The 25,357-nt window shown below is 56.7% G+C and carries 27 protein-coding genes and 1 tRNA gene; 11 read left to right on the plus strand and 17 right to left on the minus strand.

All coding sequences use genetic code 11. The features are described from left to right. The first annotated feature begins 52 nt into the window (after positions 1-52). Positions 53-193 (plus strand): hypothetical protein, encoded by a 141-nt coding sequence (locus tag GLW01_RS12150; RefSeq protein WP_158223053.1) that lies wholly within the window; start codon positions 53-55, stop codon positions 191-193. A 23-nt stretch (positions 194-216) separates the two neighbouring features. On the opposite strand, the gene GLW01_RS15540 is transcribed toward GLW01_RS12150, so the two are convergent. Next, entirely contained in the window at positions 217-435 is a 219-nt protein-coding gene (locus GLW01_RS15540) for a DUF2970 domain-containing protein (protein WP_295719763.1), read from the minus strand. 117 nt (positions 436-552) lie between these two features. Then, positions 553-4,251 carry a methionine synthase gene (gene metH, locus GLW01_RS12160; protein WP_160899212.1) on the minus strand — a complete coding sequence of 1,233 codons (3,699 nt, stop codon included), beginning with the start codon at positions 4,249-4,251 and terminating at the stop codon, positions 553-555. A 310-nt stretch (positions 4,252-4,561) separates the two neighbouring features. Here metH and nfuA point away from each other — a divergent pair, with 310 nt between their 5' ends. Both nfuA and GLW01_RS12170 read left to right on the plus strand, forming a co-directional pair. Further along, on the plus strand, positions 4,562-5,146 hold the full coding sequence (gene nfuA / locus GLW01_RS12165) for a Fe-S biogenesis protein NfuA (RefSeq protein ID WP_160899213.1): 585 nt from the start codon (positions 4,562-4,564) through the stop codon (positions 5,144-5,146). A gap of 94 nt (positions 5,147-5,240) precedes the next feature. Continuing rightward, positions 5,241-6,446 (plus strand): hypothetical protein, encoded by a 1,206-nt coding sequence (locus GLW01_RS12170; protein ID WP_202405703.1) that lies wholly within the window; start codon positions 5,241-5,243, stop codon positions 6,444-6,446. A 13-nt stretch (positions 6,447-6,459) separates the two neighbouring features. Here the strand turns inward: GLW01_RS12170 and GLW01_RS12175 are convergent, their stop codons facing one another. Genes GLW01_RS12175 through GLW01_RS12190 form a run of 4 tightly spaced genes read right to left on the minus strand, consistent with a single transcriptional unit; the run spans position 6,460 to position 8,126 of the window. Continuing rightward, a complete protein-coding gene (locus GLW01_RS12175) occupies positions 6,460-6,735 on the minus strand; it encodes a hypothetical protein (protein WP_160899214.1) in 276 nt (91 codons plus the stop codon). Further along, on the minus strand, positions 6,732-7,064 hold the full coding sequence (locus tag GLW01_RS12180) for a hypothetical protein (RefSeq protein WP_160899215.1): 333 nt from the start codon (positions 7,062-7,064) through the stop codon (positions 6,732-6,734). Before GLW01_RS12180 ends, GLW01_RS12175 begins: the two co-directional genes overlap by 4 nt. Further along, on the minus strand, positions 7,064-7,429 hold the full coding sequence (locus GLW01_RS12185; protein WP_160899216.1) for a DsrE/DsrF/TusD sulfur relay family protein: 366 nt from the start codon (positions 7,427-7,429) through the stop codon (positions 7,064-7,066). Before GLW01_RS12185 ends, GLW01_RS12180 begins: the two co-directional genes overlap by 1 nt. Positions 7,430-7,436: 7 nt before the next feature. After that, a complete protein-coding gene (locus GLW01_RS12190) occupies positions 7,437-8,126 on the minus strand; it encodes a Bax inhibitor-1/YccA family protein (protein WP_077531306.1) in 690 nt (229 codons plus the stop codon). A 162-nt stretch (positions 8,127-8,288) separates the two neighbouring features. On the opposite strand from GLW01_RS12190, the gene GLW01_RS12195 reads away from it, so the two are divergent. Further along, positions 8,289-8,378, plus strand: a tRNA-Ser gene (locus GLW01_RS12195). A 68-nt stretch (positions 8,379-8,446) separates the two neighbouring features. Here GLW01_RS12195 and GLW01_RS12200 read toward each other — a convergent pair. The 4 genes from GLW01_RS12200 to GLW01_RS12215 form a co-directional block, all read right to left on the minus strand. Beyond that, positions 8,447-9,703, minus strand: coding sequence for an Arm DNA-binding domain-containing protein (locus GLW01_RS12200; RefSeq protein ID WP_160899217.1), 1,257 nt, complete (start codon positions 9,701-9,703; stop codon positions 8,447-8,449). After that, the gene (locus tag GLW01_RS12205; RefSeq protein ID WP_160899218.1) at positions 9,690-9,908 is read right to left on the minus strand and encodes an excisionase; all 219 of its coding nucleotides are present in this window, start codon (positions 9,906-9,908) and stop codon (positions 9,690-9,692) included. The genes GLW01_RS12200 and GLW01_RS12205 overlap by 14 nt, the downstream gene beginning before the upstream one ends. Before the next feature lie 131 nt (positions 9,909-10,039). Next, the gene (locus GLW01_RS12210) at positions 10,040-10,282 is read right to left on the minus strand and encodes a hypothetical protein (RefSeq protein ID WP_160899219.1); all 243 of its coding nucleotides are present in this window, start codon (positions 10,280-10,282) and stop codon (positions 10,040-10,042) included. Between the two features lie 452 nt (positions 10,283-10,734). After that, a complete protein-coding gene (locus tag GLW01_RS12215) occupies positions 10,735-11,031 on the minus strand; it encodes a hypothetical protein (protein WP_160899220.1) in 297 nt (98 codons plus the stop codon). Positions 11,032-11,261: 230 nt separating this feature from the next. Here GLW01_RS12215 and GLW01_RS12220 point away from each other — a divergent pair, with 230 nt between their 5' ends. The 6 genes from GLW01_RS12220 to GLW01_RS12245 all read left to right on the plus strand — a co-directional run bounded on the left by GLW01_RS12220 (position 11,262) and on the right by GLW01_RS12245 (position 15,976). Continuing rightward, positions 11,262-11,477 carry a helix-turn-helix domain-containing protein gene (locus tag GLW01_RS12220; RefSeq protein ID WP_160899221.1) on the plus strand — a complete coding sequence of 72 codons (216 nt, stop codon included), beginning with the start codon at positions 11,262-11,264 and terminating at the stop codon, positions 11,475-11,477. A 91-nt stretch (positions 11,478-11,568) separates the two neighbouring features. Further along, the gene (locus tag GLW01_RS15545) at positions 11,569-11,895 is read left to right on the plus strand and encodes a hypothetical protein (RefSeq protein WP_202405704.1); all 327 of its coding nucleotides are present in this window, start codon (positions 11,569-11,571) and stop codon (positions 11,893-11,895) included. A gap of 215 nt (positions 11,896-12,110) precedes the next feature. Continuing rightward, entirely contained in the window at positions 12,111-12,500 is a 390-nt protein-coding gene (locus GLW01_RS12230; RefSeq protein ID WP_160899222.1) for a DUF2384 domain-containing protein, read from the plus strand. Between the two features lie 740 nt (positions 12,501-13,240). Further along, complete coding sequence (locus tag GLW01_RS12235) at positions 13,241-13,630, plus strand: hypothetical protein (RefSeq protein ID WP_160899223.1); 390 nt, start codon at positions 13,241-13,243, stop codon at positions 13,628-13,630. A 19-nt stretch (positions 13,631-13,649) separates the two neighbouring features. Next, positions 13,650-14,588, plus strand: a complete 939-nt coding sequence (locus GLW01_RS12240; RefSeq protein ID WP_160899224.1) for a metallophosphoesterase — start codon at positions 13,650-13,652, stop codon at positions 14,586-14,588. A 110-nt stretch (positions 14,589-14,698) separates the two neighbouring features. Next, entirely contained in the window at positions 14,699-15,976 is a 1,278-nt protein-coding gene (locus GLW01_RS12245) for a ComEA family DNA-binding protein (RefSeq protein WP_160899225.1), read from the plus strand. A gap of 54 nt (positions 15,977-16,030) precedes the next feature. Here the strand turns inward: GLW01_RS12245 and GLW01_RS12250 are convergent, their stop codons facing one another. The 6 genes from GLW01_RS12250 to GLW01_RS12275 form a co-directional block, all read right to left on the minus strand. Then, a complete protein-coding gene (locus GLW01_RS12250) occupies positions 16,031-17,044 on the minus strand; it encodes a helix-turn-helix transcriptional regulator (protein WP_160899226.1) in 1,014 nt (337 codons plus the stop codon). A gap of 303 nt (positions 17,045-17,347) precedes the next feature. Further along, positions 17,348-18,958: a hypothetical protein gene (locus GLW01_RS12255; RefSeq protein WP_160899227.1), complete on the minus strand. Its 1,611-nt coding sequence runs from the start codon at positions 18,956-18,958 to the stop codon at positions 17,348-17,350. A gap of 150 nt (positions 18,959-19,108) precedes the next feature. Continuing rightward, positions 19,109-19,537: a hypothetical protein gene (locus GLW01_RS12260; RefSeq protein ID WP_160899228.1), complete on the minus strand. Its 429-nt coding sequence runs from the start codon at positions 19,535-19,537 to the stop codon at positions 19,109-19,111. Between the two features lie 112 nt (positions 19,538-19,649). After that, positions 19,650-21,191, minus strand: a complete 1,542-nt coding sequence (locus GLW01_RS12265; protein ID WP_160899229.1) for a S8 family peptidase — start codon at positions 21,189-21,191, stop codon at positions 19,650-19,652. A gap of 21 nt (positions 21,192-21,212) precedes the next feature. Beyond that, positions 21,213-22,163, minus strand: coding sequence for a hypothetical protein (locus GLW01_RS12270; RefSeq protein WP_160899230.1), 951 nt, complete (start codon positions 22,161-22,163; stop codon positions 21,213-21,215). Between the two features lie 265 nt (positions 22,164-22,428). Continuing rightward, positions 22,429-22,860: an MbcA/ParS/Xre antitoxin family protein gene (locus tag GLW01_RS12275; protein ID WP_160899231.1), complete on the minus strand. Its 432-nt coding sequence runs from the start codon at positions 22,858-22,860 to the stop codon at positions 22,429-22,431. 213 nt (positions 22,861-23,073) lie between these two features. Between GLW01_RS12275 and GLW01_RS12280 the strand changes: the two genes are divergently transcribed. Further along, the gene (locus GLW01_RS12280; protein WP_160899232.1) at positions 23,074-23,742 is read left to right on the plus strand and encodes an SOS response-associated peptidase; all 669 of its coding nucleotides are present in this window, start codon (positions 23,074-23,076) and stop codon (positions 23,740-23,742) included. A 32-nt stretch (positions 23,743-23,774) separates the two neighbouring features. Here GLW01_RS12280 and GLW01_RS12285 read toward each other — a convergent pair whose 3' ends face one another. Next, positions 23,775-24,911 carry an ADP-ribosylglycohydrolase family protein gene (locus GLW01_RS12285; RefSeq protein WP_160899233.1) on the minus strand — a complete coding sequence of 379 codons (1,137 nt, stop codon included), beginning with the start codon at positions 24,909-24,911 and terminating at the stop codon, positions 23,775-23,777. Positions 24,912-25,357: the final 446 nt, after the last annotated feature.

Consider the following 25,357-nt stretch of genomic DNA (forward strand, 5'->3'; position numbering starts at 1 on the left):
TTATCATGGGCACCGTCGCCGATTGACCATAAGCATTTGTTGGGAGAAAGCAATGAGCTACGGCAACCAGAACGAAGAAGGCCGGAACGATGCAGCACCGAATAAAAGTGACGAGCGTGTTGATGCATTCGCTGCGGTCGGGCTGATCCTGCTCTTCGTGGCACTTGCAACCACCTTTGTTGCCACGCAGTAATCCTGTGTGAAATGCCGGGGCGCTCAGGCCGCCCCGGTGCTCTCCAGAACAATCTTCACGATTAGCGCTATACCCACCACGAAGACCACACCGAAGATGATCCCGCCGATGATGAAGGGCCAGGGAGACGAGGCACTGAAATCCTTCTGGCGATTGCTCTCTGAATTAACGCCCAGCGCGGCGGCAAGGATGCTGAAAACCACCTGCCAGAGTCCGGGTTTGTCCTGATCGCTATTGCTCACAAAACCTCCTGTGGGCTGGATTGATTAATCTATTATAAAGCAATAAAAAACGGGCATCAGGTGGCCTGATGCCCGTTGCGGTAGACCGGGCCCGCCCGGAGGCGGGCTGAGTGATGGTTACTCGTCCGGGTCGTACGCCAGGTTCGGCATGAGCCAGCGTTCGATCTCGCTCTTCTTCATGCCTTTACGCTTGGCGTAGTCTTCCACCTGGTCCGAGCTGATCTTGCCCACCGCGAAGTACTTGGACTCCGGGTGCGCGAAGTACCAGCCGGAAACCGCCGCAGCCGGGAGCATCGCATTGCTCTCGGTGAGCTGCATGGCCGCGTTTTCCTCGGCCTGCAGCAACCGGAACAGCTCGGGTTTTTCCGTGTGGTCCGGGCAGGCCGGATAACCAGCGGCTGGACGGATACCCTGGTAACGCTCCTTGATCAGGTCTTCCGTCGAGAGAGACTCATCGGTCTGGTAGCCCCAGTATTCCTTCCGCACATGCTGGTGCATGCACTCGGCAAAGGCTTCCGCAAACCGGTCCGCAAGGATCTTGACCATGATGGCGCTGTAGTCGTCATTGGCCTTTTCGTATTCCTTGGCCAGTTCATCCGCCTCGGGGCCTGCCGTTACGGCGAAGCCACCGATGTAATCCGGAATACCGGATTCCTTGGACGCGATGAAGTCGGACAGGGCCATCATGGGCTTATCCGGCGCCTTGTCGTCCTGCTGGCGCAGGTGGTGAACCTTGGTCAGCACCTTCTTGCGGGACTCGTCCTCGTAGATCTCGATATCGTCCCCGACACGGTTCGCCGGCCAGAAGCCAATCACGCCGCGACAGCGGATCTTATTCTCTTCAATCAGCCAGTTGAGCATGTTCTTGGCATCGTTGAAGAGGTTCTGGGCGGTTTCCCCCTTGTTCGGATCCTCAAGGATGTCCGGGTACTTGCCCGGCATGTCCCAGCTCTGGAAGAACGGGGACCAGTCGAAGTATTCGACCAGCTCGTTCAGGTCGAAGTGATCGAAGGTCTTGAGGCCCAGGAACTGGGGCCTGGTCGGCTGGTACTCGTCCCAGTCCAGTTCCGGAGCACGGGCGCGCGCCTTATCGATCGGAATGATCTTGGCTTTGCGGCCCTGGTTCTTACGGCGCTCACGGACCTTTTCATAATCCGCCTGGATCTCGTTGATGAGGTCCTGCTTGCCGCCTTCACTCACCAGCTTGGCTGCAACGCCCACGCTGCGTGAGGCGTCAGACACATAGATCACCTGATCGTTCTCGTAAGAGGGATCGATCTTGACGGCGGTATGGGCCTTGGACGTGGTCGCACCACCGATGAGCAGCGGGATATCCATCTCAAGGCGCTGCATTTCCTTGGCCACGTGCACCATCTCGTCGAGCGAAGGCGTGATCAGGCCGGAGAGACCGATCATGTCCACATCCTCGTCCTTGGCCTTCTGCAGGATCTGGTCAGCGGGGACCATGACGCCCATGTCGATCACCTCGAAGTTGTTGCACTGCAGTACAACCCCGACGATGTTCTTGCCGATGTCGTGGACGTCGCCCTTGACCGTGGCCATGAGGATCTTGCCCTTGGCCTTCTGGCCTTCGGACTTGAGCGCCTCGATGAACGGAATCAGGATGGCGACGGCCTGCTTCATGACGCGGGCGCTCTTGACCACCTGCGGCAGGAACATCTTGCCTTCGCCGAAGAGGTCGCCGACCACGTTCATGCCGTCCATGAGCGGGCCTTCGATGACCTCGATGGGGTGATCGGCGCGCTGGCGTGCTTCTTCGGTGTCCTCATCGATGTAGGTGGTGATGCCCTTGACCAGCGCGTGTTCAAGCCGCTTTTCCACCGGCCATTCGCGCCATTCCAGGTCTTCCTTCTTTTCCTGGCCGCCCTGGCCCTTGTATTTCTCGGCAATGTCGAGCAGGCGGTCCGTGGCGTCTTCGCGACGGTTCAGGATGACGTCTTCAACGTGCTCCTTGAGCTCGTCGTCAATGTCATCGTAAACCACCAGCTGGCCAGGGTTGACGATGCCCATGTTCATGCCGGCCTTGATGGCGTGATACAGGAAGGCAGAGTGCATGGCTTCGCGCACGGCGTTGTTGCCGCGGAAGGAGAACGACAGGTTACTGACGCCACCACTGACCGAGGCGTAGGGCAGGTTCTCGCGGATCCAGCGGGTGGCTTCGATGAAGTCCACGCCGTAGTTGTTGTGCTCTTCAATCCCAGTACCGATAGCCAGGATGTTCGGGTCGAACACAATGTCCTGGGGCGGGAAGCCGTCCTCAACGAGCAGGTCATAGGAGCGCTTACAGATCTCGATCTTGCGCTCGGCGGTGTCGGCCTGGCCGGTTTCGTCAAAGGCCATGACGGTCACAGCGGCACCATGGCGCCGGCAGATGCGAGCTTTGGAGAGGAAATCCTCTTCGCCTTCCTTGAGACTGATGGAGTTGACGATGCTCTTGCCCTGAATGCACTTCAGGCTCTCTTCCATCGCTTCCCAGCGCGAGGAGTCCACCATGATCGGCACCTTGGAGATGTCCGGCTCGGACGCCACCAGGTTCAGGAAGGTGGTCATGCACTCCTTGGCGTCGAGCATGCCTTCGTCCATGTTGATGTCGATGATCTGGGCACCGTTTTCAACCTGGTCCTTGGCTACTTCCAGGGCTTCCTCGTACTGCTCCTCTTTGATGAGGCGCAGGAACTTCTTGGAGCCGGTCACGTTGGTCCGCTCACCCACGTTGATGAAGACCACGTTGTCGTCATCGGTGAAGGGCTCGAGGCCCGACAGGCGCAGGCGGGGCTTTCGCTGCGGGATGGTGCGCGGCTCGTATTTCTTCATGCGCTCGGCAATGGCCCCGATATGCTCGGGCGTGGAGCCGCAGCAGCCGCCGATCACGTTCAGGAAGCCGTCCCGCGCGAAGCCTTCGACGATGTCCGCCATCTCTTCCGGCGTCTGATCGTACTCACCGAATTCGTTGGGCAGGCCAGCGTTCGGGTGCGTGGTGACGTAGAAGGGTGCCTTGTTGGCGAGCTCTTCCACGTAGGGACGCATGGCGTCCGCGCCCAGGGCACAGTTGAGGCCGATCAGCAGCGGGTTGGCGTGTTCCACGGAGTTCAGGAAGGCTTCCGTGGTCTGGCCGGACAGAGTACGGCCGGAGGCGTCGGTGATAGTCCCGGAGATCATGAGCGGCACTTCTTCGCCGGAATCGATCTCGTACTGCTGGGCGGCGTAGATCGCTGCCTTGGCATTCAGCGTATCGAAGATGGTTTCCAGCAGGATGATGTCGACGCCACCAATGATCAGGTTCTCAATGGCTTCGTAATAGTCCTCGTAGAGGGCATCAAAGCTGGTATTGCGGTAGCCGGGGTTGTTGACGTCCGGCGAGATTGACGCTGTTTTGGACGTCGGGCCCACGGCACCGGCCACGAAACGCGGCTTGCTCGGGTCCTCGGCCGTTTTGGCATCGGCGCATTCGCGTGCCAGCTGAGCCGCCTTCTGGTTCAGCTCGGGGACCAGGTCCTCCATGTGGTAGTCGGACTGCGACACCCGCGTGGAGTTGAACGTATTGGTCTCGATGATGTCCGCACCGGCATCCATGTACTGCTTGTGGATATCCCACAGCTTTTCCGGCTGGCTCAGGCAGAGGAGGTCGTTGTTGCCCTTGACCTCGTATTCGTAATCCTTGAACCGCTCACCGCGATACTGGGCCTCGCTGAGCTGGAGGTTCTGGATTTCGGTACCCATGCCGCCATCCAGGATGACGATACGTTCCTGCAGCGCCTTTCGGAGCTGCTCGAGTCGAGTTTTGCGATCACTCATTGATTCAACTACCTCATTGTCAGTTATCGAATCTTGAGACAGAAAATGTGCGCCAGGCGGTCACCCTGTATGGCAGGGGGAGCGTCATCCTGAGCGTTGTCTGAAGGGGGATACTGTCCGTGTCCCTTTTGCGGGTTTTGCTTGAAGTAAGCGAATGCTAACACAGAATCCGAAAAAGTCCTGATAGTTCATCAAACTTTTTTGATGTTATGCAAGCGCGTTAATTCCTGACTCGTTTGGTCGGTCTTTTATTAACGGGGGAGCTTCCTTACAATAGACCCATACTCGACCATCAAGAGGGGGAACGGCATTGGATACCGTCACCGTCACCGAATCAGCCCGGCGCTATCTGGGGCAGCTCGTCCAGAAACAGGACGTTGAGGGGATGGGAGTCCGGCTGTTCGTGACCCAGCCCGGAACCCGTCACGCCGAAACCTGCCTGGCGTATTGCCCGCCCCATGAAGTGGTGCCGTCCGATGAGCAGCTCGACATGGACGAGTTCCCGCTCTACATCGATCACAACAGCATCACCTTCCTGGAAGAGGCTGTGATCGACTTTCAGGAGGACCAGACCGGCGGCCAGCTGACCATCAAGGCGCCCAATGCCAAGGTGCCGCAGGTAAGCCCGGACGCGCCTCTGTCAGAGCGCCTGAACTACGTCCTTCAGTCCGAGGTCAATCCCAGCCTGGCGGCCCATGGCGGCGAGGTGTCACTGGTTGAACTGACCGATGACAACGTGGCCGTACTGCGTTTCGGCGGCGGCTGCCAGGGGTGCGCGGCGGTGAGTCTCACGCTCAAGCAGGGTGTGGAGCGTACCCTCAAGGAGCAGCTGCCTGAAATCAGTGGTATCGAGGACGTGACGGACCATAGCTACCGCGAAAACGCTTACTACTGATCGATTCAGCAGTGCCCTTGGGCGCTGCTGCATACCGTAACGCGACGGTTTCCGCTAGAGTGTTGCCCTGAATACGCGTTCAGGGATCGCACACGTGACCGTATCCGATCTACCGCTTACCATCTGGGCACTGCCTCTGTTCACCGCGCTGGTCGGTTGGGCCACCAACCGCCTGGCCGTGCTGATGCTGTTCCACCCGATTGAGTCTGTTGGCAGGCCCCCGTTCCTGGGCTGGCAGGGTGTGGTTCCACGTCGGGCGGAGGAAATGGCCCATGAGTGCATTGACCGGACCCTGGCGCGCAGTGGCGATCTCACCGGCCTTTACCAGCGGCTGGATCCGGCGCTGATCACCGGGGAGGTGGTAAGCCGGATCATGCCCCATCTCGAGGAATACGTGGATGATGTGATGTATGAGCATCATCCCGTGCTCTGGGATAACCTGCCGCGGCGCGTTAAAGGGCGGATCTACCACTATGTCGAGCGCAACCTGCCTGAGCGGGTGGACGCTATGGTGGCGGATTTCGGTGAAGAGCTTGGGGATCTGGTGGACCTCAGGGCCCTGATGAGTGAGGAACTGCGCCAGCATCCGGACTTCATGAACAATATTCTGCAGGATGCCGGCGCGTCGACCTTCCGTTTCGTGATCCGCAGTGGCGCCGTCATAGGGCTGCTTATGGGCGTGGCGCTTGCTGTGGGGTGGACCTTCTGGCCCTCCAGCTGGCTGCTTCTCGGGGGTGGTTTCATTGTTGGCCTTCTGACCAATTGGATCGCGATAACCCTGATTTTCCGGCCGCGGGAGCGGAAGCAGTGGGGGCCTTTCCGCATTCAGGGGCTGCTGATGCGCCGTCAGCCGGAGATCAGCCACATCTGGGGCCAGCGTGTCGCCCACGAACTTCTGACCTGCGAGAAGGTGGCCCACGCTATTGTCCATGGGGAAAAGGCCGGACGGACACGGGCCATCATCCAGAAACACCTGCGCCCGCTTCTGGATCAGTCGACGGTGCTGCGTATCAGCACCCAGATGGCTGTGGGCGCTTCCGGTTATACGGAGCTCAAGAAAAGCATGAATGACCGGGCCCTGAGTGCCTCAGAGGAGGTGTTCCGCGATGACGCCTTCAACCATGACCGGGCACGCATCGTGGCTGAGCTTATTGAGGAGCGGATTGCGGGGTTGTCTCCAGAAGCATTCCAGTCTCTTCTCCGGCCGGTATTCGCCGCCGAGGAGGGACGGCTGATGCTGGCCGGCGGTGTCTGTGGGCTGCTGGCGGCCCTGGTGCCCGTTGTGCTGGTCGGGCTCTGAGTTGAGCCACCGCTTACCAGAAAATGGGCTGATGGGTTGTGAGGACCTGTTCCACAAAAGCGGCATGCGTCACGGCGGTGCATCCAGGGGGCAGTGTCAGGTTCTCCGGGGCCTCCGTCAGGGCCAGGATCCTGCCCGCCTGAATACCTTCCAGCGGTTCCGGGTGCGCCAACCGTTCCAGGGCGGTCGCCGTCAGCACCAGCGTGTCCCGGGCGCCCAGCATCTTCAGGCACCGTTGATGCCGCGGGTGGTCCGGGGGCTTGGCCAGTACGTGCACCCGCCCCGTCATGGATGCAGAATCCTCGGTACCCGTGCGTAAAGGTCCCGGATCTGGCCGCTGTTCACGGTGATAACTGATTCAGGCAGCTCAGGATCCGGATCATCGGCGCCGTGTAATCCCACCATGAGCTGCTGTAACCCCATCTCCGGAAACCGCGTGACGGGGATTCCCCGGTGCTCTGCCGTCAGTGCCGTAATGCCTGACTCCACCAGCAACAGGCTGGTGCTCATACCAAAGGTGCAGAGTGTGAGCAGCATATCCAGAAACTCGCCGCTGTCCTCGCCTCGGTCAAGCACGAAGAGCTGATCGGGCAGGGGTGTGGGTGCCGGCTGCGTCATCACCGCTCCCCCGTGAACTGGAGAATGCGGTCCGCCTCGGTGCAGGCCATGACCCAGTCCCCCAGTCCGCCAGTCGACCAGCCATGCCTGAGATGGGCATCACCAAGGGCGCGTTGCTCCGCCGAACCGATGCACACGGTTGCCGGAAGCGACCACGCAGCGATGAGCTGTTCCCATTGGTTGGCGTTTTCGTTCCGGGTGGGAGAGGCGGGGTCGGGTTTTGCGGCCAGAAAAACCGCATCCCCCTGGAGGAAGATGCGGTTGATGCTGTGGCCGGCCTGGAGAAGTGCACTGGCGAAACACCAGGCGGAATGGAGCGCCTGGCGTTCAGTGGGCCCTGCAGTGATGTGGAAGGCCGCTTTCAAAGCCGTATCAGTTCTCGCCGGCAAACGCCATCAGCAGGTGGAGCAGGCTGATGAAGAGGTTGTACAGCGATACATAGAGGCCGATGGCCGCCATAATGTAGTTACGCTCGCCGCCGTTAATGATGGCGCTGGTCTGATACAGGATGCAGGCGGACGCGAAGAGGGTGAAGCCCGCTGAGATCGCCAGGTGCAGGTTCGGCAGATTGAACAGGAAGGCGATCAGCATGCCGCCCATGAGGACCAGGGCACCGGCAAAGATGAAACCACCCAGGAAGCTGAAGTCCTTGCGGGTAATCAGGGTGTACGCCGACAGGGCGAGGAAGATGGTGGCTGTCAGCCCGAGTGCGGTGGTGACCAGGTGCCCCGCGCCGTTGGCCACGAAGGCGTTGAGGATCGGGCCCAGAGTCATGCCCATGAAGCCGGTCAGGGCAAAGGTGGTTACCAGGCCCCAGACGCTGTTCTGGAGCTTGTGAGTGGCAAACAGGAGGCCATAGAAACCGACCAGTGTCAGGATCAGGCCAGGATGGGGCAGGTTCAGCGCCATGCTGGTTCCGGCCGTTACAGCAGAAAACGCCAGGGTCAGGCCCAGCAGCATGTAGGTGTTGCGCAGTACCGTCGTGACCTCGGTGCTCAGCCCTTCGCGGACCCCGCCCTGGGCCCGGCTCTGGGCGGCATTGGGGAAACGGTTGTCGGCCATGTGCGGAATCTCCTTGATGGACTCTTGACTGTATACCCAATCATAAAGCGTCCAGGGGCCAGTGCAAAGCCTTTCCGTATGCATTTGGGGGCTTCAACACTTTGACATGACGCCGATTTAAGGTAATATTCCGCCTGCTGTCCGTTCCGACAGCACCTTCCCGGTGGGCTGGCAGAGTGGTCGAATGCAGCGGTCTTGAAAACCGCCGAGGGTTAACGCCCTCCCGGGGTTCGAATCCCTGGCCCACCGCCACTTAACTTTTTGATTGAAAAGCTTTTTTCTGTTTTCCAGAAAAAAATGGGACACGTATGGGGCAAGATTCACAACCCTGCCTGCCCCTGATTGGCTCCCTCTGACCCTTCCGCATCGAAACCGAGCAGTTTATTGGCGATGGCTTTCATGTCCGGAGCATCTTCCGTAATCCATTCCGCGTATCGCGTCTCCAGCGTTCGGGTCGATGAGTGACCCATCTGTCTTGCGATCCATTCCCGTGACATTCCGGCTGTCAGCAGTTGCGAGGCATAGGTATGTCGTGCCTGGTTAGGGCCACGGTGCCTGACACCAGCCTTGCGAAGATGACCAGCCAGAAATGATTCGCGAAACCGCTGGCGGCTGGTGAATGGATTTCCGGTGGTCGTGGCCAGCAGAACGAATCGCAAGCTTTCAGTCTTGACGGTCTTATTGTCGAACTGGGTAACACGAACTTCCCGTGGTGGCTGCATGAAGGTCAGGGCTTTCAGCTTCTGGAGCGCATCGAGGGCCGGCTGTAAAAGTTCGACGGTGCGGACTGAGCCCCGTGTCTTGGGGATCTTGTAGACGCCAGACACGATAGCTCTGGAAACCTTGATCGTGCCGGCTTCCAGGTCGACATCCTCCCAGGCCAGCGCCATCCACTCGCTGAGGCGCAGGCCGGTCCAGCAGGCAAGCTTGAATGTGAGCAGCTCCACCGTCCTGTGCGTAGGGGTTTCGATAATTCGGTTGAGTTCTGAGCGAGTGAAGGGGTCGGGCGGCTCGAAATGGATTGACCGATTATCAATATCTTCCATGAAGTTGTAATCAATCAGCCGATCAGCCTTGGCGGTTTTCATGATGCCGCGAAGAATGATGAGCAGTTCGTTGATGGTCTTGTTGGCGAGATCCTTAAGGTCGTGGGAGATCCATTTCTCTACCTGGGTGCGGGTAAGCTCATCAACAAAATATTGCCCCCAGGTGGGGCGGATCCATCGGTCCGCTTTGCGCTTGTAGCCTGTGTAGGTCGAGTGCTGGGCTGACGATTTCTTGATCATCAGCCAGTCATCGAGTAGTTGGTCGACCGTTTTGCGTTCCTGGATCGGGCCTGAGAAAAGGCGCGCATTTTTGGAGTCGGGGAAATGGTCCTGATAATTGAAGGTGCCAGTGGCGATCTCATGAAGAATTGCTTCCCGTTTGCGGGAGGCAAATTTGATATTGGGCTTTGTGATCCTGATCCCGAGTGTTTCACGGCATCTGCGACCTTTGTACATAAACGAAATCCGGAGCGATTCGCCCCGGATTTCTACGCCGCTAGGCAGTTCCAAATCTCGTTTAGCGGACGGCATTATTGCCCTCCACCCAAGCGTCTATGGCGCGCCAATCGACCATAATCCCTCCATCAGGGGCCGTAATCCAGTGCACTCCCTCAAGCCACTCACCGCGCTGTCGCTTCTTTTTCTGTGCTTCGGTGGTAATCCCCGAGATCTGAGCGTAGAGTTTTGCCTTGATCCACTTCGGGAGATTGGTCGATACTGCGGATTGTTCAGCCATAGTGTTTCACCTCTGTCGCGTTCATTCCCTTGCTTTACGGCACCCTGTAATTTGGAATGACTGTCGCGTGGCTTGTGCTTTCGAAATCCTGTCAGCTGCAGCCTTAGGCAAGGCAGGCCACACTGAATTTGTCAGTCGCGGTTTTGATCCGGTGTTCCACAGTCCAGTGAGCTGATTGTATTCCTGAGAGCGCCCACCTCGGTCCGGAGGGCTGCCAGTTCCTCCTTCAAAGCTGCCATCTCCCTTTCTGAAGTTTTTACCGAGTTGTCTTCTTCAGTCACGTTGCCGTGGCGAAAGACATGTATGGCGTAGGCGATTGCAAGCCCAACAATCGGGATAAGCATGAGCGTTAACGCCAAATCTTGCTCTGTCATAGTAGCTCCGCAAAGTGATCTGCCGGGTGACTGAATCACGGGGTCTTTCGTAACCATTATGATGAAGGAACTGAATTCCAGGCCCGAGTCCTTTGCCCAGCTAATGCCAGGTGGGGCGGCCCATATCCTGGATCAGAGCTTTCATGAAGACACGGAAAACTTCCTCCAATAACTCCTCTCTTCGGCACACAAGCTGCTTTTCAAGCCAATCATAAACGGCTGCGTCCAGCGAAGAATGCTCGCTCACATGAACGGCTCTCCGGAACATGCTTTCGAGCTGAGTTCGGCTGTAACTGTCAATGATGACCTGGACCATTTGTTCCAAGATAGGTTTGCTGATTTCGAGGCCTGTATCTTGTGAGACCAATGTGATCTCCTGTAACTGATTTATGTGCTATAGACGAAGTCGCGCCAACCCCGTCTCCTGCTCAGTCAATTCAGATTTGCCTGACTTATTCGGCCATGCCGGGATCAATCTCGACCAGTTCCCGTTTGAGCAGTAGCGCCAGCCTTTCGAATGCTTCTTTTGAGGGAGACAAGCCTTCACGAGCCAGTGTGGCGCGCGTCCAGGTGATAATCGCCTCGCGGTTCGTGTCTTCCATTCCATTGCCAAGAATCATGACGAGGGACTTTCCCGGCTGAATATGGAAAGTGGTGACCAGTGAGGCTGCCATCCTCACCACTTGATGCTCTGATGCGCTCGGCTGAGGACTGACGGTACCGGTGACCAACTGCAGGTTACTGGTCATGAACAGGCTCCTTTTCCTTAAACAGCTAGAGTCGAGGGACAGCATCAATTCTTCCCAGAGCTCTGCCGTCGCTATTGGCTTGTGACACGGCGTTGCCGTTTTGCTACTGTTGCGCCGGAATCAATAAGAGCTCTTTTTGGTTCTTATGATTCTCTATAGAACATTATGCACATTATGAGTTGCTAGTTAAAGCATTTTGAATATCTAAAGACCAATATGAGCTTCTGAAGATGGTTAAGTGTCATTTGTCCCGCTTTATGGGTGAAAGAAAGCTGAAGATTGTGGACGTTGCCCGGGAAACGGATATAAATAGGGGAACGATTACGCGGCTCTACCACGAGACTGCGAACCGTGTAGATCTGGAGGTAGTTGAGGTGCTATGTCGTTACTTTGATTGTGATATTGGCGACCTTTTCGAAATCATCGAGGAGGAGGGTCAAAGTTGATCCGCCTCGGTGGACAGCCGGTCTTTTGAAAACTAAAAGTCGTTAGTGAGATTGTAACCGTTGAGCGCCCTTATACGGGGAGAGCGATAGTATGCTTTTCCTAGAACCAATTTTGGCTATTCCGCTAATGGCTCTAACGGTCCTTCTGGTTTCGGGAGCGGCTGTTCTGCTCGTGCGCTCGCGGAAAAAGAAAAAATTGAGACCCAGCAGAGCGGAGAAAATGCTTCTGCGCGGACTCGACGCGCATACCAGCCACGCGGATGAGGTGGCGGAGCCGTTGAAGGGAGAGTGGCCGCAGCGAGAAGAAGGTGACGGGTTGACGCCTCAGCAGCGGCTGAAAGGAAGCGTTCTTTGCTACGAGCGACCCGCTGACCCCGTATGGGAAGATTATGAAGGTAAAGATGATAAGAAGTCGTAGGTGCCAGGTTTATGCCTAAACCGATACCTGTTGAGGTTCTGCCGGGCGCGGGCTTGAAGATTGGCGATGTCTTCACTGTTGAAGCCCGCCATGATCGCAATGTAATTGGAGGGCTGGGTGTGAGGCTCTGGTTTAGGCATAAACCAGCTTTAGGTGCTGTGCGGCAATGTTATCCCGAGCGGTTTAGGCCTAAACCTCAGAATTAACGAATCCTCTTGGAAAGCTACGGTGACCTGATAGAAAGCTCGTCTTATATGGAGGCCCGCAAGATGGCCCGCTCAGAGCACGAAAGCAGCATTCAGGATGTAGAGCAGCTGACTCAGCAACTTCGAATCTCAAAGCACGAGCTCGCCTACGCACTTGGGATAGAGCCGGAATCTATGGCTCAGCTTGATTACGTACACTCGCCGCGCCTTCAGCAGGTCATGGCAATCCTGAACCGCGTCGAGCCATGGGAAGGCAGTACCAGTGCCGCCTGGTGTTGGTACAGGTGTAAGCCGATTCCGGCGCTTGGTGGGCTGACTGCATCGCAGCTTGTCAGCAGCGACCGGGGTAGTGAGGTCTTGGCTTATCTGGCAGCAGTTGCGGAGGGCGGCTATTCATAAGCGGTCGTCAATTAGAGTCTGAATGCGGCTCGATGAGCGGGAGGCGCTGCGTGACAAGCTTGTTCCGATGAGAGGTCTGCCGCAGGCGCCGTCAGTTCGAGGGGACGGACGCCTGCTTGAATCCTGCTAGGGATTTTACCGGTCGTTCACCGTGAGTGCCTGCGAGGTGCAGTCCGTCGTGGAGATAGTGCCGGTAAACGAATTCAGTTTTACAGCGCACTTTTCGACATTAAGTTTGCCGTTTCCGCCACTCGAAATGTTGGTCACATAGGGGCCAGCCGTTGTGCAGCCTGCCATAAACAGGGACGCAACCGCGGCGATCAGTGCCTTCCTCATTATAACTCCTTTCGAACTTGATGGATTCCTAGCCTCTGTATCTGAGAAGCGCATGGATTATAGTCCCTGTATGTGATTACGCCACTGCGATGACGTTCATTCGGGGCTGTCTTCCCAAGGTAGGAATCGCTGGGGCCGGCATATGCAGTTGCCTTGTGCAGGTGCGGCGTCAGGTTTAGGCCTAAACCAGAGTCCGGTTGCCTGCTCATCGACAGTGGTCTTCAAATCGGTGCGGCCACTTTCTCGGTGAGTAGTCTCGCAATCCAAGACCTCCTGCGCGTGCCAAGGTGGAGCGCGAAAATAGGGTATCAGAGCATCTAAATGTGCTAACTCCGTACGCGACACTGCGTGTCGTTGAAATGAGCCACGATTAGGGAAGCGGTGACGGCAGTAGGAGGGCCCCAATGAAACGAACGTTCTGTGTGGATGGTCTTCTTTATGAACTACGAGTCACTCGTGGCTATGAAATCGAATTGGCAATAACAGGCGGGGCATCACCCAGCTACCAGCCAGACTATGATCCCTTTGACTGGCACTACACTCCCTTTGTAGTGGACGACATCGGTAACACCCGTTACCCGGTAACGGTTATGCGGCGCACAATGCGGCTGCTCTGTGAGTGGATTGGCGAGAAACGTCCATCGTACTTTCGCTTCGCGGCACGGAGTGATCGCCGGTGCAATCTCTATCGGCGCATCGCATGGTTGTTGCTGAAACGTTTCCCGGGTTATCAGCTGGTGGAGCATGAGGGGCGCTTCTACTTTTACAGGTTAAAGAAAAGCAGCACTGTCTGAACAAGATAATGGAGAACCTATGTACGACCTGATCGGTGATATTCACGGCCATGCGAGTGAGCTGAAAGCGCTGCTGACAAAGCTTGGGTATGAAGAGAAGGGGGGCGTGTGGCAGCACCCTGAACGCCAGGTGATCTTTCTGGGTGATTTCATCGACCGGGGACCGGAACAGATCGAGAGCGTTCGGATTCCGATGAAAATGGTCAAGGCAGGGCATGCTCTTGCCGTGATGGGCAACCACGAGTTCAACGCGATTGCCTGGGCCAAGCCGGATCCTAAGAATCCGGGCGAGTATCTCCGCCCGCATACCGAGAAGAATCGGAACCAGCATCAGGTCTTCCTGGACGCCGTTGGGGAAGACTCATCTGTGCATGCGGAATTTATCGAGTGGTTTGAACAGCTTCCGTTTTATCTCGATCTGCCAGAGTTGCGTGTGGTGCATGCATGCTGGCACCCGCAATACATCGATTGCCTTCAACCGTTTCTTGATGACCAGAAACGTGCTCTCCCAAATGCATGGCCATCACTAACGTCTCGCGACACCGTGCCATTTGAAGCAGCAGAAGTGGTCCTGAAAGGGCTGGAAATCCCGTTGCCAGATGGGCATGCATTTGAAGACAAAGATGGCAATGAGCGTACAGACATTCGTGCGGAGTGGTGGAACCTTCATGGTGTGACCTATCGCGATCTCGCGATGGTCCCCACAGGAGTGATTGAACAGATCCCTCATACACCAGTTCCTGAACACATCCTGCCGGGATATGACCAGGAAAAGCCCGTTTTCGTCGGTCATTATTGGTTGCGTGGTGAGCCGGAGCTGATGGCTGATCACATTGCCTGCCTTGACTACAGCATCGGCGCCAAAGGCTTGGGAAACAACGAGGGCTGCAAGCTGCTCGCATACCGCTGGGAAGGGGAGTTGGCACTGAGTCCGGAAAACTTCGTCTGGGTCAGGTGAGCACACAGCTGTTCGATGCTGTCGTCGTTTACAGCGGTGTTTAAGTCTCCTACACACAGAGAAATTCTTTAGGTCACGGTGACTACAACGACGAGTGAGGCGCACGGGACATGAGATTCTTCAATTTTGGAGACAAAGACGAGTACGGCCGCCAACGCCGCATTGAGCACCGTGGTCGCTTCCTGCGCGCCAGCCGTACTGGTGGTGTCGCACTCCGAGCACAGGCTGAGGCGGCCGGTGTCAATGTTACCGCCAACACCAGCCAGGGTTTCCGGCTCTCCAGCACGCCGCTGCAAAATACCCAGGTTGCGCTCCAGAACGGGCGATTTGTGCTGCGGGGGCGTTACGGCAGTGGGCCTACCAAGCTGAACGTCTCCAAAACCGGAGCAACCGTCAGTACGCGCAACGCGCTGGGCTCCTTCAACTGGATCAAGCCCAACCGTTCGTCGGCAAAAGTCGCCGGGGTTCAGGTCCGCGGTAAAAACGCCGCCTACCTCCAGGGCATCTACATGCTGTTCGTGGGCGCGGCGATGGCGCTCAAACTACTGGTTCAGCTGCTTGTGCTGGTGTTCCAGCTCGCAGTTTGGCTGGGCGATATGGTTTACCGCTTGGCCCTGGCTACGCCCTATGCCTGGGCTGTACTCAAGCGCCGTTTCCGGAACGGGCAATTGCGCCGGCGGTTGTTGGAAGGCAGCGGGAAAACCTCCCCAACGATCGATGAGTGGTCTTCTCAGGAGCAGGTTGCCGGTATCGTTCTGATCCTGGTCAGTTGGGGGCAGGGCCAGCGTATGAGTGAGACGCTCAACAGCATTCAGGGTCGTGTCACTCAAAGTCAGGAATGGCCACTGCTGGCGAGTGCGGCGGAATGTCTGGATCCAGTTGCAGAGCGCCTGGAAAGTGCTCGGGAAAATGCTTCCGATCCCAAAGCCGGTGATCCCCGGCTGTTCATAGCGGCACTTGCGGGTGCGCTGGAAGAATCCGGCGATCAGCAGACAACGGCAGAAGCCATCCTCCAGGCTGACGAGTTGGCCTTGGCTGTAGGTGAACGAACGGAATTGCAGGAACAGTCGCTACAGGTCTATGGCGATTTCGCTGGTATCCGGTTTCAGGAACCTGAGGTTTCGCCCGCCGGTAGCGAGGAAGAAGCAAGAGATATGCAGGCGTCGACCCCCGAATATGGCGCCCCACAACGCTCTCGCGGGGATGCCGCTATTGATCTGAATACCGCCTCTTTTGAGGAACTGCAGGAAGTGCCTCATATGGGTCCCGAAAGGGCAGAGGAGGTTATCGCGATGCGTCCGGTTACCGATCTGAGCCAACTGCGCTCAATTGATGGCATCGGGGCGAAACGCCTCGCGGATATTGAGGCGCATGTACGTCTAGGGTGAAGTAAACTCGCGCCCCCACCAAGGACAAACCCAGCTGCCTCCGGCGGGCTGAAATTAACCTGCTTCTATACTCGCCGCTTTCTGGCGCTGCAGTGATGCCTCCAGAATCTTCATCGTTTCCCCGCGCAGGTACTCCGGCGCGAGAAGGTCCAGGTGGCTGGCCTGTGCTACCAGCCACCATCTGAGATCCATGGTATCGCTCACCGTGGCCGTGAGCTCAAAACTCTCATCCGTTTCATTGAATATCTCCTGGTCCAGGCTCATGGGCGACTCGGCCAGGTGCAGCATGAATTCGGTATCACAACGAAGATGCAGCTGAATGGGGGTGTGGTGGAATGGCTGACCCATGGCGCCCGAATGGATGTATTGATCCAAGTCAAAGTCCTTCGGCCGATCAACAGCCTCATCCAGCAGGGCGCTGCTACTGGCCCGGTGCAGAGCGAGCTGCCGGATTCCTTCCCGCCCATCAATGGTTCCAATTAGATAAACATTGGGATCTCGGAAGATGAGGCCGTATGGATGGACACGGATTGTCTCCGGTTCTGGCCATGATCGAGCTTTGTAGACCAGCTCGCACTGGAGGTCCTTAAGCAATGCTTCCGTGATGGTTTCCAGCACCTCGCCATTCACCTCCGGGCGCCGCGTCATCAGGCCACGATTAATGACGCGAACCCGCTCCGGCCATCGGCCAAGAGGATTGTCTCGCCTTCCCAATGTCTCCTGTGCCTCCCGGAAGTGAGGCTGAAGATGCTCCAGTGCCCGTTGGGGCAGAACTGGAGCAAGGTAGGCGCGAGCCAGCTCCAGCGTCAGGGCTGCAGGCATGTCCAGTGCCGGAATCATGCTGGCAGCAGCCGAGGCGTTATAGGACCAGGCGTAAGGGCGCGCGGACTCATCCACCATCAGCGGAAAGTGGGCGGAAAGCTTCTCCAGATCTCGCTGGATGGAGCGTAGCGTCAGTTGGAACCCGTGTTCCTCCAGATCCTCCGCCAGCTTGGATGTGGTGACCGTACGGGGATAGCGTGGGATCATCCGGAGCATGGTCAGGTAACGGATGCTGGTTTCGGCCATGGGGAGACTCTTAAGTTGGTGACTGAAAACCGTATAGAGTGTAGATGCTGAACCCCTTCGACGACAGCCACTGTCGGGGGGGGAAGGATCTGATGAGGAAGTCAGGTTTAGGCCTAAGATACACACGGGCATCAGTGGAGGGTGCTATGCGAAGGCTCTACACGCTCGATGAGCTACTGAGTCAATGCGATCCTAATTCGCCTTTCCCGGAGGAGATTAAGGCTTGGGAGCAGGCGGATTCCGTAGGAGAGGAATGGGGGAGAGATGCCGGGGCGTAAGCCCCGGCGCATAGGAGGGAACGGGTCAGTTTGCGACGCGCTTGAGTGTGCCGACAGTATCGCCATTCACCCAATTGAGGGTTTCAGTGCCGCGTACATAGATGTAGCGGGTTGTAAGGGTGCCACCGTTGCCATCAGCCTTGGAGTAGGCCCGATTGAGCTCACGCCAGGTGCATGCGCTCATGTCGTCACAACCCGGAGCAACATCGGCACCGCTACCAGACGGGCTGGTGCTGAAGTTGACAGTGCTCTCAGGGAAGGATTCCTTGTCACTCCCGCCAATACCGACTTCAGTCCACTCACCATCTGTCAGATCAACCGTATGCTCGACTGCTTCGAGCCGGTCCATAACGGTGACGAAGAATCCTTGCTCTTCAAAGCTGTCAGCACGCTCTTCAGACTGAGCAGGCACGCCGCTCTTGGTGAAGTAGTCTCGCTTGATCCGGATCAAGCGATCGCCACCAAGACGGTCTACGAAAGCTACATCGGAATACCCGACAATAGGTCCGTTGTGGTTGCTGCTTTCTTCGCAGTAATCAACCTCATCGTGGTTGACAGCACCCCCGTCAGGGTTGTTGGCAAAGTAGGCGTCGGACATGCACAGTGCATCCCAATCCGTAACGGTGGTCCGCAGATCCGCCAGGCTGCAGACAGGGCCGCAATCCAGATCGATAATGCCCTCGGCATCAATGTCCCACTCGACACCGGTGTTACCGTTGCGAGTCACCTGAGTGAACCGGTTACCATCAGCGGTGCTGGCATAATCAACCGTGCTGCAGGTGCCGTCTGTTTCCGTGCGAATCTCATCACCGTACTGGAAGCCGCTCTCGTCATTTATCACCAGCCGCGACTGTCCGGCATCCTCGCAGCTTGAGTGCGTCTCGTTGGCGCCCGGGGTATCCGCAAACGCCTGACCAAAAGCCTCACGATAACTGGCGGTCACATCCCAAGTTCCACTCAGATCGATGGCAGCATCATCAATGTTGCTCAGGGTCTGCTCAAGGTGGTTGCCAGCATCGGTGAAGCCGACGAGTGATTGGACATCGGTCCCAGCCGTAGTGAATAGTGTAGCTACAGCAGTTTGACTGGAGAGGTCGTCGGCTTCTGAGGCCAGATCAAACCCAATGGGCGCTCCACCGTCTTTGTCAAAACTGCCGGGAATCGAGATCACAGAGTCGCTGTCAGAGGCATCGATGGTCTGGAGAACTCGCAGGATATTGATCGCCTCATGCGGGTGACCCGCCACGTTGGCGTTATCGATTGCCACATGTGACATCGTATCCATTGGCGTTGTGTAGAGTTCGGCATCGGTGAAGATCAGACGATCATTGCCAAGGTAAAACGCTACTGCCTCACCGGGCTCGAAATCGAATGAGCCATTCTCATCGGTTTTCTGGACTCCGGCGGAGGCTGTCCAGTAGGTCATGCCTTCCACGGCCGCATCCTGGAGCTCACCTGTCTGAGCGCCTTCGAGTTCCGTGGTACTGTCCATGGTTTGCTGGGTGGCCGTCTCAGGGTCCTGTGAGCCACCGGAGCCAGACGAAGATCCTCCGAAGCACCCAGCCAAAGCCAGAGCCAGGCCTGTTACGGCGAATCGAGAGGCCATTTTCCCCTGCGCGTAGATCGTGTTTTTCACGTTTTTTTCCTTCCTTGCTGTTGTTTGTCCTTATCGGACGTTGGTCAGGGGTAAAACCGGGCGCTCATTCCACTCTGCGGGCAGAACAGGTTTCCCGCACCCCTGGTGCCTATTGATCAAAAGCAGCGCCGTAGCGCTGCTTTTGATGGATCAGTATTTCTCCCGAATCCGACGACGCTTCATCATGTACTCGTCTTCGGAGATCTCATCCGCCATGCGCTGTTCGTCGAGTTCATCGAGCTTCTCATTCCGAAGATCTTCCACGTGGGCCACAGTGGCGAAATAGTTGGCGGTACGTGCACCGTTATAGCCACTTACCGGATCCCACAGAATTGAGGCGGGCCAAAGCAGGGTGTTGGCTACAGCGGGCCCATAGTGCCCTGTGTACCAGGAACCACCTCCAGGCAGCAGACCCGCAGCGGTGGCGCCTCCAGTGCTCTTTTCCTGAACTACCAGGCCACGGGCTTCGTACTCGGCCAGTTGGCGGCTTTGGCTGGACGTCAAGGGGGATGCGCAGCCGGCGGCAATGGAGCCTGCCAGAGCGACAACGGATAGCTTGGTTGAGACTGCTTTCTTCATCGGTTTTCCTCTTTTGGGTTTGGGGTTTATCAAAGCTGCATAGCCAGGCTTAGGGTTTTCCGAAACGAATTTAGGATTCTTTTCTCAGGGGATTGATCTTGGATTTGACCTGCTATTGGACGCTCTGGCGTTTTGCCGACGCGACGGATTCCGAGTCGCTGCACTTGATAGTTGTAGCGACATCCAGGGGCTTAAGAGAGCCTTGGCAGTTACTGAGATCCTGTTTGCAGACCTGAACGCCATAGTCCGTGTCAAAAGGACTTGAAAGCCTGAAAACGAACTCTGCCTCTGTAGAACCTTCAATAAGGTTGTCGGGTTCCGCGGCTAGAGGGTTGTCCGCGTCTCCTTCAAATACCATCAGCTCATAGTCTTCAGGGATTGAGACAGTTCCGTCGTAGGTCAGCTCATAGAGCTCACATACTGGAATAGAGACCGGGGAATGTTGGGTGAATAAAGCGTTATTGCAGCGGGAGGGGTCGGCGAGGACTTGTTGAGCGGTCACTCCGCCGTTGATTTGCGGGCCAAAGGCGTTCTCAACCATCAGTGGTGCATTAAGGATGCCTCGGCCAAGGGAGTTACTTTGGCTGGCAACGCCTGTTGCCGAGGCGGAAACCCAGTCGCGAACAGTTTGAGGGGTACTGATCCCCGCGAGACTTTGAGTATAAGCAATAATCCCGGCAACAATGGGGCTTGAAAAGGAGGTGCCATCCCAGCGCGAAGTTTGGTATGTTCCGTTGCCATCGGTGCCGCTGGCAGCTATAACATCGACGCCCTGGGCGGCGATGTCGACAGAGCTACCATAATTGGTGAAGTTGGCTTGAGACCCTGAACGGTCGACCGCTGCAACGGTCATTACGTTGTCGCAGTTTCCGGGGGCTATATCTGCGCTGGACCGCGAGTCATTACCGGCAGAAACAACGATGGTCACACCGCGGGAGTCCGCGTAATTGATAGCCGGTTGTAAGTCGGTATTCGAGCAATCAACAGGGTCATTTGAGGCAATGCTGATGTTAATTACATCCACAGGTTCATCAAGCGTGGGGTACCCCTGACCCTCAAGATCCGGATCAGCCGCCGCCCAGCGAATACCAGTTGCAACCTCGCTGAGAAGACCACTTCCGTTACACCCAAGAACTCGCACGCCATAGAGGTCGACATCAGCAATGCCGGCAAGCAGGAAGTTATTGTTGGTAGTTGCTCCAATGATACTGCCGACAGCCTGCCCGTGGGTGGTAGGGCAGGTGTCGGGATCATATTGACGGAAGTCATCCCCTACCTGAATACCTTGGTCAGTGTCTGCTGACGTAAGATTGACGCCACCTTGCCAGTTCATATCGGGGCTGTTGTAGAAGCCTCCATCCAATACTGCGACACGCACTGACTCCTTCGGGTAGTCGCTAAATGCCTTATGGACTGACTCAATCTCTGAGCGCCCTTTGTAGGCGTCAGTCAGTACGTCCCAATAAAGCTGGTCAGAGTAACGGGTGTCGTCATATAGGGTTACATCGGCCGGTACGACAGCGTTGGCATTATCAACAGGCTCTGGCGCATCCGGTAGCTGTGGATTGCTCATCACGATGTCTGATGCGTGTACCTGAGGTGTGACGAACATGGCGAGAGTTGCAGCCACTGTAAAACGAATGTAGCGAACCAAAGCAGATCCTTCTGGGATGGATTAAAAGGAAGTCGAGGATGATGTAGTGCTGGAGGCACACATCAGCTTGCCCGAATCGTGTGCGATTTCACGTAGCCAGACATAGGCATCGTCGAAACGGAACGTGCCACTCTTGGTCTGCCCAAAACGCTCACTGCCATGAAATCGTGAAAAGCTGTGTGTCTCCGGTCGGTACTGGATCGTGGTCCCGGTGAGGTCCGGGGCAAAATCCGAGGCTGAATCGGGGATGGTTTCGATATTAGCCAGGTTCAGATCCCCTGCTGTTTCCATCTCAGACTGGAAGGAATCGACAGCCGGCTGAAGAGCCCAATCACCTACGTCACCACTGAGGTAGTTGTTCAGAGAGGTTTCGACATAATCGGCCCGGCTGCGGGCAGAGAATTTCCAGGCTTCAGAGCCGTCGTCGTAATCAGTTAGGAGTGTCTGCTTCCGGGATTTGGTGATATCACCGCGCAAATAGAGTAAGTCGAGGACATGAGCGACATAGCGTCGATCCTCATGGAGATCGATTACCGTTTCAGTTCGCTCAACGATAAGCTCTGCTTCTTTTACAAGATCCTCGGCAGAGGTATTGGCGACCTTGATCTTGGCGCTTTCAAGAAGGTTCCCGTTGTCGGCACGGGCCTTGAGGGTGAAAGAGACTGGGCGATCAACGTCACCCAACCGAATCCTGAAAACGCCTTCGCGCACCTTGGAGATGGAGATGCTGGGAACATCTCCGCTGAGTTCGAGTTTCTCAGCCTCAGCAGCACTGATTGTGATCGTTTGGGACTCATCAAGAGCCATTGAGTCAGCTAGCTCAACAGCGTCCTCAGATGGGGGCACATCAGCAGAGCCTTCATCCGGGGCACCGCTACCACCACCACCGCAACCAGTTAAAACAACCGCGAGCAGGGCGCTCCCTACCCACCCTGCGCTCAGACCAAATCCCTGAGCCGTAAGCAGCTTCATATGATCCCTCAAATGACATCAAGCTTTCCGGCGGATTGTAGTTTTGTAATTTCACCTTGCAAGGTAAGCGCTGAAAAAATTGCAGAATTTAATCCGCTATACCCATAGCAGAGAAGCTCTCAGGATGTAGGCAGGCTGAAGAAGCAGATGTTTAGGCTAACTAGTCGCGTAATCAATTAGGTAAGGCTCCATGATCCATGCATGGCACAGCCTTTTGGAGTAGCGGAGGAAATTCCCGTGCCTGCCAGAGAGTCCATTGCCGGACTCACTGAGGAATACCGTGCTCAATACGACCGATAACGCAGCGCACTCTTTCCGTGTCATCGGCCGATACGGCCATGTTTACTGGTAATCCACCATTCAATGCTTTAACGGGTGACTGCGCCCAACGAATTGCTGTTTCCAAATCCCCTTCAAAAAGCTCATTGGCCCAGGAGAGAATACATAGGAGACGCAAAAAGCGCTCTTGAGAATGGGAGTCCAGACCGCTTCTAAGCTGGGCGTGAGAGAGGGCGTCAACTGGTAATCCCAATGACCGTTCGAGGCTTTCCTGGTGCAGACCGCTACCGAGGAGATTGCGGATAACTTCCATCTGGCAATCGGGGTTCGATAGGGCTGAGACTGGCTCTGTCCCCTGGGATGATGGGGCTAAGGCTTCCCAGAGGCTGGGGTGACCGGGATTCTCGTCTTCACTCATTCAGCGCAACCTCAAATATCGCAGCCTTCAGCAAATGGGTCAGAAAAGTGCAAAGGAAACAGGGGCATATGTGCTTTGTATATACAGAAATACCCCGTGCCTTCTGTCAATTGATTGTGCCAAACTTCCAGCTTACGGGGGAGGAATCCGGCATGAGTGAACCACGGAGCAGTGCTGAAGTAACGTCCGACATTATTTTTGGGGGCTGATGCCATGTGTGGCCGGTTCGATCTCCATACCCCACCACCGTTGATCTCCAGACAATGGTTCGGTAACGCGATCAACGTCGAAGAAGGTCAGGCGCGCTATAACGTCCCACCGGGAATAGACATCCTCATGGTGCGTGAGCAGGACGGTGGGGTCCGCTTTGATAAGGCGCACTGGGGGTATCGGCCACATTGGGCGGGTGAGGACGCGCCGCAGCCGATCAACGCGAAAGCAGAGACGGTCGCCACCAGTCGCTTCTTTCGGAACGCCTTCCAGCACCAACGATGCCTCGTCCCGGCCAATGGTTGGTTTGAGTGGAGCGAAACGGCCGGAGGCAAGCAGCCCCACTACATTACTCTGCTTGATGCGGGCCCTCAGGATATTCTTTTCTTCGCCGGGATCTGGGAGACAAGCCGGGATGGTAGCCTCTGCACTGCCATACTGACCGAGACCGCTGCACCCGACTTGGCTCATATCCACAGCCGCCAGCCGGTCGTATTGGATCCCGCCTGCCGCTACGAATGGCTGAGCGGGGAGATTACCGAGCGTCACCAGATTAAATCTGCGGCCCAGCGCCTAGACCCCCAGAGGGTTGTCAGTTGGCCAGTAACCCCCGCTATGAATAGACCGGATTTTGATGGTCCAGAAGCAATTGAGCCGTTAGGCGCTCAATGAGATGGAGCGACATTTCGTCAAGAAGTCTGGTTTCAGTAACCAGGATATTTCGCCAGAATCCGCTCCTTCTCTCTCTCCCATTCGGCATCTGGTGCCGGCATGTCATCCACCGGCCAACCAGGGAACGCCAGCAGGTCATCCGCCAGCTCAGTGATCACCTCTCGTAACTCCAGCTGTTCAAGCCAGCGTTGCGGGATGGCATCCACACCCTGGAGGGCGCCCATGATGTTGCCGGCGATCGCTGCTGTGGAATCCGAGTCACCGCCGTGGTTGGCCGCCCAGACGATGGCCTGCTCCAGCGTTGTGGCTTTGAGGCAGCAGTAAAGGGCGATGGCCAGTGCTTCCTCGGCCACCCAGCCAGCGCCGAGTGTCCGGATGGCTTCGTGGATCGGTGTCAGCGTATTGGCCAGCGCCACGGCCTGGTCGATAGCGTGGGTCGTTTCATCGTGCCCCTCGCGCTGCTGGCAGAGCTCACCAGCCCCTGTAATGGCTTGCTGAAGATCCTCCCCATCCAGGATGGCGGCGATGATCGCTGCGAGGGTGCCTGCGGTAAGTTTGCCGGTCACATGGCCATGTGTGAGCTCGGCCAGCTCCTGGCCGGTGGAAAACGCTTTCCAGGCCGCGTCCGGCACTATGCCCGCGTGTATGTGAAATAGGGCGGCGGGCGCCACTCGCATCACACCACCACACCCCTTGCTGTCATTGTCGGCCACTTCGCCGAAGAAGGTTTTGTTGCGGAGTGCTGTGAGACAGGTATTACCCGGGGCTCGACGCTGGTGGAGTTCTTGGTGGTTAAAGAACCATTCTGTATTCCCTGCGGTCAGGGGGTAGGGGACTGCGCTGTTCCTCTCCCCCTGGGTCAGCAACCAGCGCTGGTACGCTGCATCCACCAGGCTTGGAAGATGCGACATGCCGCGTAATGCTCCCCGTACATACCCCCGCAGCAGACCCTCGGCAGAAAAAAGGGTCATCTGGGTATCGTCCGTTATGGCGCCCACCCGCCCGTAGGCTTCGATCATCTCACCGAGCCCGCCTTTACCGTAGTTGGCCTGGATCTGGTTGAGCGTCATGAACTCCAGCGGCGCACCCAGTGCATCCCCGACAGCTCCTGCCAGCAGGCAGCCACGAAAGTAGGGACGACGGATTTCGGAATCCTGAGGGTTGGTCATGCAGCATCTCCTGTATCAACTGTCCAACTCCCGTGATTGTGCTTGGAGGATGCGACCAATACTGTCGTCGCTCGATTTCAAAATGCTCAGATCCCGTTATGCGTAGAACGGCGACGGAACAATGTTGGTCGAATAGATTGATGAGTGGGGGCAAGCCTTTGAATGGCCGCTTATGGAATACGCGGCGCTCATGAGAAGACTTTGAGTAAGCAAGTTACTGGGAGCAGGTCACGGTTTCTATCCGCGGACGATTTTTGTAGCGCGCGGGATTCCTGATTACGGATCACCTTATGGTGAGACCTACCATCTTCTATAAGAATGACCTGCTCCCCTCTAGCTTAACCGCTTCTGACTTAGTAGTGTCCCTCTCAGAAGAGGATGAACGACATGAAGAAGCGATTTTCCGAAGAGCAGATTATCGGTGTGTTGAAAGAGGCGGAAGCCGG

The sequence above is a fragment of the Vreelandella halophila genome (assembly GCF_009856365.1).
GTDB lineage: Bacteria > Pseudomonadota > Gammaproteobacteria > Pseudomonadales > Oleiphilaceae > Halospina > Halospina utahensis_B.